The organism is Pantoea sp. Cy-640 (assembly GCF_011752635.1).
GTDB classification, from domain to species: domain Bacteria; phylum Pseudomonadota; class Gammaproteobacteria; order Enterobacterales; family Enterobacteriaceae; genus Pantoea; species Pantoea dispersa.
The window spans coordinates 114,344-129,200 of record NZ_VWXB01000011.1; the positions used below are offsets into that span (position 1 = coordinate 114,344).

The 14,857-nt window shown below is 54.6% G+C and carries 10 protein-coding genes; 9 read left to right on the forward strand and 1 reads right to left on the reverse strand.

Annotated elements, in window-relative coordinates:
• Positions 1 to 40: 40 nt before the first annotated feature.
• The 5 genes from tssI (at position 41) to F3J36_RS21730 (ending at position 8,777) form a co-directional block, all read left to right on the forward strand.
• Entirely contained in the window at positions 41 to 2,740 is a 2,700-nt protein-coding gene (tssI, locus tag F3J36_RS21710) for a type VI secretion system tip protein TssI/VgrG (protein ID WP_166720579.1), read from the forward strand.
• Between the two features lie 13 nt (positions 2,741 to 2,753).
• A complete protein-coding gene (locus F3J36_RS21715; RefSeq protein WP_166720580.1) occupies positions 2,754 to 3,320 on the forward strand; it encodes a hypothetical protein in 567 nt (188 codons plus the stop codon).
• Between the two features lie 281 nt (positions 3,321 to 3,601).
• The gene (locus F3J36_RS21720) at positions 3,602 to 4,042 is read left to right on the forward strand and encodes a DcrB-related protein (protein WP_166720581.1); all 441 of its coding nucleotides are present in this window, start codon (positions 3,602 to 3,604) and stop codon (positions 4,040 to 4,042) included.
• Positions 4,043 to 4,044: 2 nt separating this feature from the next.
• Complete coding sequence (locus F3J36_RS21725; RefSeq protein WP_166720582.1) at positions 4,045 to 8,382, forward strand: RHS repeat-associated core domain-containing protein; 4,338 nt, start codon at positions 4,045 to 4,047, stop codon at positions 8,380 to 8,382.
• Between the two features lie 11 nt (positions 8,383 to 8,393).
• Entirely contained in the window at positions 8,394 to 8,777 is a 384-nt protein-coding gene (locus F3J36_RS21730) for a hypothetical protein (RefSeq protein WP_166720583.1), read from the forward strand.
• 859 nt (positions 8,778 to 9,636) lie between these two features.
• On the opposite strand, the gene F3J36_RS21735 is transcribed toward F3J36_RS21730, so the two are convergent.
• Complete coding sequence (locus F3J36_RS21735) at positions 9,637 to 10,302, reverse strand: YtjB family periplasmic protein (RefSeq protein WP_166720584.1); 666 nt, start codon at positions 10,300 to 10,302, stop codon at positions 9,637 to 9,639.
• Positions 10,303 to 10,409: 107 nt separating this feature from the next.
• Between F3J36_RS21735 and serB the strand changes: the two genes are divergently transcribed.
• The 4 genes from serB to F3J36_RS21755 all read left to right on the forward strand — a co-directional run bounded on the left by serB (position 10,410) and on the right by F3J36_RS21755 (position 14,849).
• Positions 10,410 to 11,387: a phosphoserine phosphatase gene (serB, locus tag F3J36_RS21740; protein ID WP_021506809.1), complete on the forward strand. Its 978-nt coding sequence runs from the start codon at positions 10,410 to 10,412 to the stop codon at positions 11,385 to 11,387.
• 13 nt (positions 11,388 to 11,400) lie between these two features.
• Entirely contained in the window at positions 11,401 to 12,783 is a 1,383-nt protein-coding gene (radA, locus tag F3J36_RS21745; protein WP_021506810.1) for a DNA repair protein RadA, read from the forward strand.
• Between the two features lie 247 nt (positions 12,784 to 13,030).
• A complete protein-coding gene (nadR, locus tag F3J36_RS21750; protein WP_166720585.1) occupies positions 13,031 to 14,260 on the forward strand; it encodes a multifunctional transcriptional regulator/nicotinamide-nucleotide adenylyltransferase/ribosylnicotinamide kinase NadR in 1,230 nt (409 codons plus the stop codon).
• Between the two features lie 208 nt (positions 14,261 to 14,468).
• Entirely contained in the window at positions 14,469 to 14,849 is a 381-nt protein-coding gene (locus F3J36_RS21755) for a type II restriction endonuclease (RefSeq protein ID WP_166720586.1), read from the forward strand.
• The last annotated feature ends 8 nt before the right edge of the window (positions 14,850 to 14,857 follow it).

The following is a 14,857-nucleotide window of genomic DNA, read 5'->3' on the forward strand; positions in this document are numbered from 1 at the left end:
AGTACCTTTTGCCAACCTTCCTCTGACAGGGACGAAAACCATGTTCTCACGCATCACCGCACAGCTGCCGATGGACGGCCTGCTGTTCTGGAAACTCACCGGCGCCGAGGCGCTGTCGCAGTCGTTTGAGCTGAACGCCGAACTGCTGGCCACGGACGCGCGCATCGACCGGCACGCGCTGCTGGGGCAGCCGGTCACGTTCACGCTGCCGACGCAGAGCCTGCTGTCGCCGCGCTACCTCAACGGCAAAATCACGCGGGTGGCGGTGCGCAGCGAGGAGCTGAGCGGGACGCGCTACGCGGTGTACCAGCTGCGGGTGGAGCCGGACCTGTGGCCGATGCGCCGGGACCGCAACCTGCGGATATTTCAGGGGCAGACGGTGCCGCAGATAGTGCAGACGCTGCTGCAGGAGAACGGGGTGAACGTGGAGACGCGGCTGGGCAGCAGCTACCGGGTGTGGGAGTACTGCGTGCAGTACCAGGAGAGCAGCTTGGACTTCATCAGCCGGCTGATGGAGCTGGAGGGGATTTACTACTGGTTCCGCCACGAGGCGGAGCGTCACGTGATGGTGCTGTGCGACGGGGCGGACCAGCACGAGGCGTTCGCGGGCTATGAGACGATACCGTACCACGTGACGGTGTCAGGGGGGAGCGTGACGGAGGAGGGCATCAGCCAGTGGTCGCTGTGCGAGAGCGTGACGCCGGGGATGTACAGCACGGACGACTACGACTTCCGCAAGCCGAACGCGTGGATGCTGCAGGCGCGACAGAACCCGGTGTCGCCGGTGCCGGGGGCGGTGGACGTGTACGACTGGCCGGGCCATTTTGTCGACCACAGCCACGGCGAGTTTTACACGCGCATCCGGCAGGAGGTGTGGCAGGTTGCGCACCACAGCGTGAGCGGAACGGGGACGGCGACGGGCATCGCGCCGGGGTACCGGTTCGGCATCGTGAACGCGCCGCACTTCAGCGACAACGGCGAGTACCTGGTGACGTCGGCGCGGTACGACTTCGAGGAGAACGAATACGCGAGCGGCGGCAGCGGTGCGCGGCACAACATCGCGTTCACGGTGCTGCCGTCGTCGGTGACGTACCGCGCGGAGCCGGCGACGGCGTGGCCGAAGACGCACGGCCCGCAGACGGCGAAGGTGGTGGGCCCGGCGGGTGAGTCAATCTGGACGGACCGCTACGGCCGGGTGAAGGTGAAGTTCCACTGGGACCGCCTGGCGAAGGGCGACGACACGAGCTCGTGCTGGGTGCGGGTATCGAGCGCGTGGGCGGGCCAGGGGTTCGGCGGGGTGCAGATCCCGCGGGTGAACGACGAGGTGGTGGTGGACTTCATCAACGGCGACCCGGACCGGCCGCTGATCATCGGTCGCGTGTACAACGAGGCGAGCATGCCGCCGTGGGCGCTGCCGGCGGCGGCGACGCAGATGGGCTTTTTAAGCCGTTCGAAGGACGGCACGGCGGACACGGCAAACGCGCTTCGCTTCGAGGACAAGGCGGGCGATGAGCATCTTTGGATCCAGGCGCAGAAAAACATGGATACGCACGTTAAAAACGATGCCAGCCACTCGGTCGCCAACAACCACAGCCATTATGCTGGCGGTAATGAGCTGTACCGCGTTGAGACCAACCGTGTACACGGTATCAAAGGCGGCGAGGAGCTCCTGACCGGACAAGGCAAGCTGGACGCGGCAGTTGATACCTATGTTCTGGGATCCGGCACCAAACTGCGTCTGGAGTGCGGTGAAAGCGCCATTGAACTCAACGCTAACGGTCACATTAATATCGTCGGTAAAGGCTTCAATATTTTCGTGCAGGGCGATGGCCATATTACAACCTCCGGCGGCAAGCTGAACCTGAATACTGACGGTGCAAAGCCCGGCACCGGTGCGCCTGGTGCTGATCACAAACAGAATATCAGTAAAGCGGTAGAGAATCTGTTCCCCCCTAAACAGAAAGGACAGGCGGCTCCGGCTGCGCCGAAAGCTGCAGAAAAATCTAAAGATACTAGTGTAGGTAAAACAGAGGGTTTCACCGATAAAAAGAGTAAGTATGATTATTCTGTAGATGATATGGTCAAGAAACAAAAGGGACTTAAAGCAACCCCAGTTAAGTGGAGCAATACCAAAAAAGGTTTTGTCCCAGCAACTGAAGCTGACATCAAAAAGTATGTCGATCCTGCCAACCATATGGATGGAACAGACAAATATCAATTTGTTGATTTATCATCATCTTCTGGAATTAGTAAAGATGATATGAGTAATTTCCTTAAAGGCAAAGGAACTCTTGCCGGACAGGAGCAAACTTACCTTGACGCGGCAAAAAAATATAATATAAACGAGGCTTACCTGGCAGCACACTCTGCACTGGAAACCGGTAATGGCACAAGTGAGCTTGCTAAAGGTGTAATGGTTAATGGTACCAAAGTTTACAATATGTATGGCATTGGTGCGCTTGATGGTAACGCTGTAAATACAGGAGCAAATTACGCGTATAAACAAGGTTGGACAACTCCAGAAAAAGCTATTGATGGCGGCGCAAAGTGGATATCAGATAAATTTGTTGGATCAGGTCAAAATACATTGTATAAAATGCGCTGGAATCCTGCATCTCCAGGTACACACCAATATGCAACTGATGTTAACTGGGCGACAGCGCAAACTAAAAGTATGAAGAGAATGTTTGATAGTTTTCCGAATGCAAATCTCTCATATGATGTTCCGGAATTTAAATAAGAAGGATGGTTGGATGATTTCTTTTTTTAAAAAAATGTATTTACTGATTTTTATTGCGTCAGCATCAATGTTAACTGCAAATGCTGCTGAGACAATTATTAATCATGCAAGTGCAATTTCACCTATCTCATCTTCAGATTTTACCGTGCAAATTAACAATCATCCTTTTGCATTAGGGGCTACATGGAATGAATCTGCAAAGAAAAATGCAGGGGTTCAACTCAGCGAGAGCTTTACGGGGGAAATACCTTCCGGCGAAAGTAGTTACAAATATTACCAACACCATTACGATGGTTACGATGTTTATTCTTCTAATTTACTATGGGATAAGCAGAATCGTGATATAGATAGTTACATAATTGCACAGATAACCCTTAATAAGCCGGGTGTCAAAACGGCCAGAGGCATTTCAGTTGGCGATAGCAAGGTGCAGTTGGAAAGTAAATATGGAAATGGCGCGGTGGATGATAGTGATAATCAATACTGGCTCTATTATGACGGTGATGGAAAACGTATTTTATTCCAAATTGAACGCGGCAAAGTTAGTCATATCATGATGGTCTTTAATATAGATAACTGAATTTCATTTTCCTGCACTTTATCAGTGAGTTGAGAATAAAGGCGCTGCTTGTGCAAACCGAGCGGTGTCTTTTTAGGTACAAGGAAATTGAGGTGTGAGTAAAATAATCGAAAGATCTGCTCAAACATTTAGTCTTATTCTAATCTTTTTAGATTACTCTTTGCTTTCCATTTATGGTGAAGTATATTTTTTCGAAAAATAAACGTTAAGCTGAGTATTCCAAAACTCACCAGCCAATATTTCCCACAACTTCTACTTATTTCCTCTAACGGATATCCAACATGCACTACCAATTCAACGAGGGCGCGTTCGCCCTGTTTCCGGCTGGCTGGCAGGACACCAGCATGAATATTCTGCGCGATGAAGCCACCGGGCTGGCGCTGATCGTCAGCCGTGGGCCAATCGCCGAAGGCAGCGATTTTGAGCTGGAGTTTCACCGTCAGTGGGATACGTTGCGCAGCCAGATGGGCCATGTTGAGCAGAGCGAATTTGCACGTGTGCTGGCGGGAGCCGACAACACGTTGCGCGCCATCGAAGTGGAAACGGCTTTTGATCGCAACGGGCAGGCACTGTGGCAACGTCAGCTGGCAGTAAACGTGCCTGAAACCAATATGTTGATGATATTTACTTTTTCAGCCATGCGGCCTTTTGATGAAGAAGACGGGGCACGCTGGCATGCCTTCAAACAGAGCCTGACACTGAACGCCCCACGGAAGGGATAATTATGGATAAGCACGCGGCCCGCCAGGGCGATGACATCATTCATTCCAGTATTTTCGCCGATATCACCAGTATCGTCGCTGAAGGTGCGGTCTACGCCGCGATGGGCGCGATTGTTGCCGGTGTGGCTACCGTAGCCGCTCCGCTGGTTGGCGTGGGTGCACTGGCGGCGGTAGGCAGTAGCTGTCTGCTGAGCGGTATCATCGCGGGTGCGGTGGCGAATGTGGCAGGTATCACGGACGACATCAGCGCGGCTGCGGATGGCATTGGCGACATGCTGTTTCCGCCGTCGCCTGCGGGTGTCATTGCCAGCGGTTCGGATAATGTGATCATCAATGGCTTAGCGGCGGCTCGCGCGGCAGGTGAACTGACGGCAGGCGATACGCCGCCACCGGAAGCGCAGTCGGCCGGATTTTTTGCCGACTATGCCGGCAAACTGCTGGCGGTTGCCGACCAGTTCGCCGGGGCGATGTGGCAGCCGACGATTGCCTCCGCTGCCGCAGGTACCTCGCCGCTGGAACAGGATAAAGTTGCATGCGAGAAACACAGCGGACCACAGTATCTCGCTGAAGGATCTAAAAGCGTATTCATCAACGGCCAGCCGGCGGCACGTGCTAAAGATCGCACCACCTGTGGAGCGACCATCAGCGATGATGTTTCAGCCAACGTCATCATTGGCGGTGAAACGCTAACGGTGCGGGATATCAAAAGCGGTAAACAGCCGGGACTGGCGCTGGCGATGATCGGCCTGTCGCTGATCCGCGGTCGCCCCGGCCAGATCCTGAAAAATATGCCGTGTGCGCTGGCAATGGCGGGCGGCGGTATGCTGGCCGATATGTCTATCAACGCGATATTTTCCGCGCTGCACCCGGTACATGCCGCTACCGGCGTGAAAGTGCTGAATGATGATGCCGAGCGAGATTTCTCGCTGCCGGGACGTTTTCCCCTGCGCTGGCAGCGCAGTTATAACAGCCTGACGCAGCGCGCCGGCCTGTTTGGCCGCGGCTGGTCGACGGTGTTCGACAGCTATCTGACGCTGGAAGGCAATCAGGCCACCTGGTTTGATGACAACGGCCGCGAACTGCGTTTTGCCTTGCCCGGTGAAAAAGAGGTGCTTTACAGCATCAGCGAAGGACTGATGGTGCGACGCAATGCGCACGGTGACGTGGCAATCGCTGACGATGATGGCGCGGTTTGGCGCTTGTACAAACCCACCGCCAGAAACCCGCAGCTCTTGCGCCTCGCCTCGCTGAGCGACGAGTACGGCAACGCGCTGGAGATGGGCTGGGATGAGCAGAACCGGCTGGTGCGCATCCATGATGAACCGCTGGCGATTGACGTGACGCTGCACTACAACGACGAACGCCATCCGCAACGCGTTACCGCTGCCAGTCACTTTGACGGTGAACAGCACTGGCCGCTGATGCGCTGGAGCTTTGATGATCACGGCCAGCTGGCCAGCGTCACCGATGCGGCAGGCATTGAGACGCGCCGTTTCCGTTATAACGTGGATGGCCTGATGGTATGGCACCGCCTGTCGGGCGGGCTGGAGAGCGAGTATCGCTGGCAGCTGTTTGATCACTGGCGGGTGATAGAAAACCGCACCAGCAGCGGCGATGGCTGCCGTATGCAGTACGATCTTGCGGCGGGCATTACCCGCGTTTCTACCTACGATGGACAGCAGCGCGAGCATCACTGGAATGCACAGGGATTGATTACCTGCTACATCGACGAGCGCGGCGAGCAATGGCGCTACGAGTGGGATGACAATGAACTGCTGACGCGCCGTATTGACCCGCTCGGCCATGCGGTGAACTTTACCTACGACGAGCTCGGCAACCGCATTGAAGAGCAGGATGCCGATGGCAATGCGCAGACCACAGAGTGGTTAACGCATCGTGCCCTGCCCAGCGTCATCACCCAGCCTGGCGGCGCTGCCATCCGTTATTACTACGATATCCATCACGGACTGGAACGGGTGGTCGATGCGCTCGGGCACAGCACGCGTTATCTGCGCGATGAGTTTGGGCTGATCACAGAAGAGATTGATGCGGCGGGCAATCGCTATCGCCGTGAGTATAACGATGCCGGGCAGGTCATTCGCGAGACGGACTGCTCCGGCCAGACGACGCGTTACCGTTATCATCCGCTGGGCTGGCTGAGTTGTGTTACAGCAGCCGATGGCGAAGAAACGCGATACTACTATGATGCCGCCGGGCGGCCCCGGCAGATGGAACGTGCTGAAGGCTGGGAAGAACGTCTGGAGTGGAGCGAACGTGGTCTGCCAGTGGCGTATGCCTCGGCAGACGGTAAACGCAGCGAATTCGCTTACGACCAGGCCGGCAGACTGACTCTCTCGCGAAACGCGCAGGGCGAAGAGGTGCAGCGCCGCTGGGACAGCCGTGGACGTTTAATCTCGCTGCAAAATCAAAACGGTGAAAGCTACCACTTCGAATGGGGCGCAGATTCGCTGCTGCTGGCGCAGATCGGGCTGGACGGTGTGGCAACACGCTATGACTACGATGCCACCGGACGTGCAGTTGCCCGCACTTTCGCCGCCGGTCACCCGCAGGCGATTACGCACCGCTTCGCCTTCAGCCCGGCAGGGCAACTCATGGCGCGCATCACCCCGGAAGGCCAGACGCGCTATGACTATACCGCGGCGGGCCAGCTGGCAAGCGTGGCGCAGTATCTGCCGCTGGGGGAAAACCAGTGGAGCCGTGAAGCCGAGCAGGCGATTACCTTCGCGTATGACAAAGCTGGTCGCGTGATTGCGGAGCAGGGCGATCAGGGCAGTCTGGCGTGGCAGTACGACGCGCTGGGCAACTGCACTGCGCTGACGCTGCCGGATGGCCGCCAGCTGAAACAGTTGTATTACGGCAGTGGCCATCTGCTGAGCATCGCGCTGGATAACCTGCCGGTCAGCGAATTTACGCGCGATACACTGCACCGCGAGCTGAGCCGCAGCCAGGGCGGACTGACCACGCGCAGCGATTACGATCGGCTGGGTCGGCTGGTGCGTCGCGATGTGTTCGACGGCGAGGCACAGCGCCCGGCACCGCGCCGCTGGTCGCGCCGGCGTGATTTCGACTATGGCAACAACCTGATCCGCGAACAGCGCGACGACAATCCTTTCAGCCAGACGCTCTGGCACTACGACAGCGCGGGCCGTCTGCTGGTGCAGGAAGGTGCTCAGCCCGGTAATGATACGTGGCGATGGGATGGCGCGGGCAATCCGCTGGACCGCAGCGCGGCAGCAGCGGTTACGCACAACCGTGTTACGCAGCTTAACGGCATCCGCTGGCGCTACGACGTACACGGTCGCACCAGTGAAAAGGATGATGGTCAGACGCGCTGGCGCTATCGCTATGATGACGAGCATCGCCTGATCGAAGTTGTCAGCGAGCCGCGCGATCGCAACAAGCCTCAGGTGCAGGTGAGTTTCCGCTACGATCCGCTCGGGCGCCGCTTCAGCAAGCGCGTGCAGCGTTTACTGCACGGCAAGCCGGCCGGAGCAGCGACCCTCACCCGCTTCGTCTGGGACGGTTTTCGTCTGCTGCAGGAAATACACGACGAAGTGCCACTGACCTACGTATACAGCGACGCAAACAGCTATGAACCGCTGGCGCGTATTGACGGCAATGAGGGCGCGGAGATTTTCTGGTTCCACAATGCCGCTAACGGCATGCCGGAACGCCTGACAGACAGCGAAGGCCGCATCAGCTGGGAAGGCATCAATAACGCATGGGGCAAACTGCTGCGCGAAACTCATCAGCAACTGCCCGGCTACGACCAGAACCTGCGTATGCAGGGCCAGTACCTGGACCGTGAAACCGGACTGCACTACAATCTGTTTCGTTACTACGACCCGGACAGTGCGCGGTTTACGCAGCAGGACCCGATAGGGCTGGCGGGTGGGCTGAATCTGTATGTTTATGCACCCAACTCTATGACATGGATAGATCCGCTTGGGTTGAGTAAATGTTCAGATGCTGAAAGTCAGAAATTATATCGAGGGGTTAGTGCAAAACATCCTGAATTAGAAAATGCCAGAAAGGGTATTGTAAAACCAGCAAACCCTCATGCTGATTTGTCACCTGAACAACATGCAGAGGGTGGATTGACGGGTGAAAGCCAATTTGTATCATGGACTCCTGATAAAGAAATGGCTTTAGGTCATGCTAATAAAGACGGCCCAGGAGGGGTTCTGCTGAGTGTCCCTGTCGGAGCGCCTCCTCAGGGAGCTTCATGGTCTTGGGGATGGACACATATTAACGACTGGGGCGAAGTTGAGATGTTGCAATTGGGTACACGAAAAGGCGTGACCGTCACCGTTTTATGAGGATTAACTGTATGAAGCATCTGAGTTACCTAAAATCCATTTTTCCTAAAAAACGAGAGGAATGGACAGGGTATTTAAACGGTATGCTTATGTCGGATAGCTTAATAGTAGGTAATCCTTATGATGAGGATTTGAATTTATTACTTCTTAAGTATAAAAAAAGGAACTGTATAAATAAAGAGCATGGAGAGGAAGTGTTAGGGATAAATGATTTGGTTATGAAAATAAATTCTTGCTTGGGCGATATTAAGGCTACGGTTTATCCATTGAGAAATGATGTTTATTCCGGTGATTGCATAGTCTTAAAAAATGAAATTATAGGGTGTGCTTTTATCAAGAGAGGTCGTTCCTCTTATAAGAAAGGGCTTTGGATAAACGGAAGTAAAATAGATTAAAGGAACTGTTTTTAATGAAAGCCAGAAGGTTTTTTAGCAATTTTTGCCGTTTTTTACCTTAGTCGATTGAGTGTGTGTATAAAATTGAGTTCAGCCGGAATACATAAAATTTACCTGACCCGGCATGAATCTAGTTGGAGAAACCAGTAATAACACAACAGATGTGAGCGTGCGTTATGCTTATGGAGAAAAGAGCTGCGAAAAATTGGCTCAAATGAAACGAAAGGAGCGTTCGTGAGATAAAAAATCAACAAGAGATAAGTTATAAACAAAAGGAATTTATACAATTAATCCTGAGGGTAGGCCCTGAAGTCATGATAGAATGAAAGAAAAACTTGATTCTTTTCTACTATTTTAATGTGGAGTTGCTCAGCTCAAGCATTCAACAATCTTTGAAGTCAAGATAGATAAATATCTAAAAGTTTTACTGAGCATATCCGCAATTAGTAAGCCATAATTTCGAGCAATTATCTGTAGATGAGCGCATTGTAAAGTTCGATGCTTTTGATATTCCTCTGAGTACTAATCATGAACTATGGATATTACAGCGAAGTTCTTGCCTTTCTCAATGATTACTTTATGAGGAGTGTTAAGGATTCCCATTGTTTGTGTAAGTTAAATAAAATAATTGAAAGTTCAATGCATGAAAATAATGTTCCTATTAGGTCTATTCATCAAACTTTTATTGATTGCACGGAAAAATTCAATGATTACTCTATACGAGGAGAAAATATGAGAGATGTATGGAGGAAGCTGCTCGATATATGGCAGTAACTTGTATTCATCGATAATTGCGTACAGTAATGTTAGCAGTGCTGCAACGTAATCCCTTGCATCAGACCGCACTGCCCAAATGAACTCAACCCTCTTTCCTCTCCGTCTCCGCCGCCGTCTCTTCCTCTTTATCCTCTTTCACCGTTCTGCTGGCCGTCAGCAGGAACGGCGATTGCTGCCAGCGGGTGCGGCGGTCGCGCAGCAGGGTACGGGTCAGGATAATGCCGATCGCCAGCGCCAGCAGCATCATCAGGCGCAGAATATTAGTGGTGTTATCCACCTGACGCGATTCCGTCACCAGCACATGGGTATCCAGCGTGATACGCAGAAAACCCTGCGGACCCTCTTTCCCTTCCAGCGGCTGGACAATCTGATGATTGAAATAACTACCGGCACGTTTACCGTCGAGCGCCAGGCGGTCGCGCACATTAATGCTCTCGCCGCTGTGGGCCACCAGGCTGCCGTCGTCGGCATAGACCGAAGCGTCCAGCACACGGCTGTTATCCGTCATCTGATTCAGGATGGCTTCAATCTGCGTGCGGTTATCGTCGCTGTTGTCCATGAGCGGTTTCAGGCTGAACGCCACCTGGCGCGTCAGCGTGTGCGCCAGCTCCTCGACCTGTTCGGAACGGGCCATCTGATGGCCAAGACTAAACCATGACGCGCCCTGCATCAGCACCACTAACAGCGCCAGCGAGATAAGAACGATCACCGTGCGATGCAGGCGAAATTTCAGTGCGGTTTTGACCATCAGAAACCCGTGTGACGTAACAGCAGAAAGGCTGGCAATTATGTTGCCAGAACCCGCGCAGACAAGGTAGCCTCTTGCGTGGTTTTGTTGTCCCTACAGGAGCTGTAATGCCAAATCGTCTTACCTGGTGCGATCTGCCCGCCGATGTCTCTCTTTGGCCGGGTTTACCCCTTTCCCTGAGCGGTGATGAAGTGATGCCGCTGGATTACCGTGCCGGTCGGACTGGCTGGTTACTGTATGGGCGCGGGCTCGATAAACAAAAACTGACCGATTATCAGCATCAGCTGGGCGCGGCGATGGTGATCGTCAGCGCGTGGAATGTCGATGAGTATCAGGTAATCCGGCTGGCGGGCTCGCTGACACCGCGTGCCAGCAAGCTGGCGCATGAGGCTGGCTTTGATGTGGCGCCGCTCGGCAAAATCCCCCATCTGAAAACGCCAGGGCTGCTGGTAATGGACATGGATTCCACCGCCATCCAGATCGAGTGCATCGATGAGATCGCCAAACTGGCGGGCTGCGGCGAGCAGGTGGCGGAAGTGACGGAACGCGCGATGCGCGGCGAGCTGGATTTTAAAGCCAGCCTGCGCGAACGCGTGGCGAAGCTGGCCGGCGCTGACGCCAACATCCTGAAGCAGGTACGCGACACGCTGCCGCTGATGCCGGGCCTGACCACGCTGGTGCACAAGTTGCAGGCGCTGGGCTGGCAGGTAGCGATTGCCTCGGGCGGTTTCACCTTCTATGCCGATCACCTGCGGCAGACGCTGCATCTGGCCGCTGCGGTGGCCAACGAACTGGAAATGCGTGACGGTAAGCTGACCGGCGAAGTGCTGGGGCAAATCGTCGACGCGCAATTTAAAGCCGATACCCTGAACAGTCTGGCCCAGCGCTTTGACATCGCACCGGAACAAACCGTGGCGATTGGCGATGGTGCTAACGATCTGCCGATGATTAAAACCGCGGCGCTGGGTATCGCCTATCATGCTAAACCCAAAGTGAATGAGCAGACGGAAGTGATTATCCGCCACGCTGACCTGATGGGAGTGTTCTGCATTCTCACCGGCAGTCTGATTCACGAAGAGCGTTAACTGAGGATTTGATTTGGCCAAAGCGGCAAAACGCGCCTTCGTCTGTAACGAATGCGGCGCTGACTATCCGCGCTGGCAGGGGCAATGCAGCGCCTGTCACGCCTGGAATACCATTACCGAGGTGCGCATTGCCGCCTCGCCTGCGGCCGCGCGCAACGAGCGCCTGAGCGGCTATGCCGGTAGCGCCGGCACCAGCCGGGTGCAGAAGCTGTCGGAGATCAGTCTGGAAGCGCTGCCGCGTTTCTCGACCAGTTTTAAAGAGTTTGACCGCGTGCTGGGCGGCGGCGTGGTGCCGGGCAGCGCGATACTGATTGGCGGTAACCCTGGTGCCGGTAAATCGACGCTGCTGTTGCAGGTGATGTGTAAGCTGGCGGAAGGGATGAAAACCCTGTACGTCACCGGCGAAGAGTCGCTGCAACAGGTGGCGATGCGCGCCCATCGTCTGGGATTGCCGACGGAAAACCTCAATATGCTGTCGGAAACCAGCATTGAGCAGATCTGCCTGATCGCCGAGCAGGAGCAGCCGAAGCTGATGGTGATCGACTCGATCCAGGTGATGCACATGGCGGAGATCCAGTCATCGCCGGGCAGCGTGGCGCAGGTGCGGGAAACCGCCGCTTACCTGACGCGCTTCGCCAAAACGCGCGGCGTGGCGATCATCATGGTCGGCCACGTCACCAAAGATGGCTCGCTGGCCGGGCCGAAGGTGCTGGAGCACTGCATTGACTGTTCGGTGCTGCTGGACGGCGATGCCGATTCGCGTTTCCGCACGCTGCGCAGCCACAAAAACCGCTTTGGTGCGGTGAATGAGCTGGGCGTCTTTGCCATGACCGAGCAGGGCATGCGCGAAGTCAGTAACCCGTCTGCTATCTTTTTGTCACGCGGCGATGAGATTACCTCGGGCAGTTCGGTGATGGTGGTCTGGGAGGGCACGCGCCCGCTGCTGGTTGAGATTCAGGCGCTGGTGGACCATTCGATGATGGGCAATCCGCGCCGCGTGGCGGTTGGGCTGGAGCAGAACCGTCTGGCGATTCTGCTGGCGGTGCTGCACCGCCACGGCGGCCTGCAGATGGCCGATCAGGATGTGTTTGTGAACGTGGTCGGCGGCGTCAAAGTCACCGAGACCAGTGCAGACCTGGCGCTGCTGCTGGCGATGGTGTCGAGCCTGCGCGATCGCCCGCTGCCGCAGGATCTGGTGATTTTTGGCGAAGTCGGGCTGGCCGGGGAGATTCGTCCGGTGCCGAGCGGCCAGGAGCGCATTTCCGAAGCAGCCAAGCACGGCTTTAAGCGCGCCATTGTGCCGGCAGGGAATGCACCGAAGAAGGCGATTGACGGTATGAAGGTATATAGCGCGAAGAAGCTGGCGGACGCGCTGGCGATTCTGGACGAGCTGTAAGGCGGGTTGTTGGGGAGGGGGTTTGGCTTGTGGCGTGGCCTGTGCTCCACCTTTGCCTTCATCTTTTCCCTCACCCTAACCCTCTCCCGCTGGGCGGGAGAGGGAACCGTTCGCAGGGGCGGGAAGTACGGTACCGATCTGTTGTTAACCGCTCTGTTCAGGATTTTCCCCCTCTCCCGCGGGCGGGAGAGGGCCGGGGTGAGGGCCCGCGCGCACCATCCCTCTAATTCCATGCAGGAGGCACTACATGTCATCGTTTGACTATCTGAAAACCGCGATTCGCCAGCAGGGACACACATTGCAGCAGGTGGCTGATGCCAGCGGGATGACCAAAGGCTATCTGAGCCAGTTGCTGAATGCCAAAATCAAAAGCCCGAGCGCGCAGAAGCTGGAAGCGCTGCACCGTTTTCTCGGGCTGGAATTCCCGCGTCGCGACAAAACCGTGGGCGTGGTGTTCGGGAAGTTCTATCCGCTGCACACCGGCCACATCTACCTGATCCAGCGCGCCTGTAGCCAGGTCGATGAGCTGCACATCATCATGGGCCATGACGATCCGCGCGATCGCCAGCTGTTTGAGAACAGCGCCATGTCGCAGCAGCCCACCATCAGCGATCGTCTGCGCTGGCTGCTGCAGACCTTCAAGTATCAGAAAAACATCCGCATCCATTCGTTCAACGAAGAGGGCATCGAGCCCTATCCGCACGGCTGGGACGTGTGGAGCGCCGGCGTGAAAACCTTCCTCGCGGAGCAGGGCATTGAGCCCGACTGCGTCTATACCAGCGAAGAACCGGATGCGCCGATGTATCAGCAGCATCTGGGCATTCCGGCGGTGGTGATCGATCCGCATCGATCGTTTATGAACATCAGCGGCAGCCAGATTCGTCAGGATCCGTTCCGCTACTGGGAGTACATCCCGACTGAAGTGAAGCCATTCTTCGTGCGCACCGTGGCGGTGCTCGGCGGTGAATCGAGCGGCAAATCGACGCTGGTTAACAAGCTGGCCAACATCTTTAACACCACCAGCGCGTGGGAGTATGGCCGCGACTATGTCTTCTCGCACCTCGGCGGCGACGAGATGGCGCTGCAATACTCCGACTACGACAAAATCGCGCTCGGCCAGGCGCAGTACATCGATTTCGCCGTCAAATACGCCAACAAAGTGGCGTTTATCGACACTGACTTCATCACTACCCAGGCGTTCTGCCTTAAGTATGAAGGGCGCGAGCACCCATTCGTGCAGGCGCTGATCGATGAGTACCGCTTTGACCTGGTGATTCTGCTGGAAAATAATGTGCCGTGGGTGGCCGACGGCCTGCGCAGCCTCGGCAGTTCGATGGATCGCCGTGAGTTCCAGTCGATGCTGGTCACCATGCTGCGTGAAAATCACATTGAATATGTGCACGTCAAAGAGGATGACTACGACACACGCTTCCTGCGCTGCGTCGAGCTGGTGAAGCAGATGCTGGGTGATCCTTAACATTTTATTTAGGATAATTAACTTATGTGCAGCATCCAATGTGATGCTGCAATGTAACTAATGATGTTGAATAAGAGCTTTAATGCCATAGGAAATTTTTTTTTTGATTAAAATTTGATGTTGATTGTTTTTTTGAATACTAGAAGCTATTGCGTAAAAAAAGAACTAAGAATTAATATGAAACTTCTTCTTCTCAAAGGATGAGTTTATGAAAACGCAAAGTTTAGAATGTGCCTGTATCAAATCCCTCTATAAAAGTGAAATATATGACCAGCGTGAGTTTAATGGAGTTAAGGCTCTTAAGCTTATGCTAGGAAGTGATGCCAAAGAATTTAAGGCAAATTTTTTTATTGGAGGAGAGGATACACCATACAAGGTCTCTGTTACCTGGTACGATGCCAGGATAGCACATGAAATTCGAAGCGAATTTCGATTCTATTATGAAGCTAATCCAGTCATGGATTCAGCTACGATAGGTGACAATATTGTTATTGGTTTTGACAGAAAAAATGTACTGACTTGTATTCTCTATAAAATCAACAACTCTGAGCATCAAGGCAATATTCAGGAATGGGTAAAAATTAAATAATGACTATT

Bases quoted from the DNA above. Each gene is read 5' to 3' on its own strand.
- tssI (WP_166720579.1), top strand. From the start codon at position 41: ATGTTCTCACGCATCACCGCACAGCTGCCGATGGACGGCCTGCTGTTC.
- F3J36_RS21715 (WP_166720580.1), top strand. From the start codon at position 2,754: ATGATTTCTTTTTTTAAAAAAATGTATTTACTGATTTTTATTGCGTCA.
- F3J36_RS21720 (WP_166720581.1), top strand. From the start codon at position 3,602: ATGCACTACCAATTCAACGAGGGCGCGTTCGCCCTGTTTCCGGCTGGC.
- F3J36_RS21725 (WP_166720582.1), top strand. From the start codon at position 4,045: ATGGATAAGCACGCGGCCCGCCAGGGCGATGACATCATTCATTCCAGT.
- F3J36_RS21730 (WP_166720583.1), top strand. From the start codon at position 8,394: ATGAAGCATCTGAGTTACCTAAAATCCATTTTTCCTAAAAAACGAGAG.
- F3J36_RS21735 (WP_166720584.1), bottom strand. From the start codon at position 10,302: ATGGTCAAAACCGCACTGAAATTTCGCCTGCATCGCACGGTGATCGTT.
- serB (WP_021506809.1), top strand. From the start codon at position 10,410: ATGCCAAATCGTCTTACCTGGTGCGATCTGCCCGCCGATGTCTCTCTT.
- nadR (WP_166720585.1), top strand. From the start codon at position 13,031: ATGTCATCGTTTGACTATCTGAAAACCGCGATTCGCCAGCAGGGACAC.
- F3J36_RS21755 (WP_166720586.1), top strand. From the start codon at position 14,469: ATGAAAACGCAAAGTTTAGAATGTGCCTGTATCAAATCCCTCTATAAA.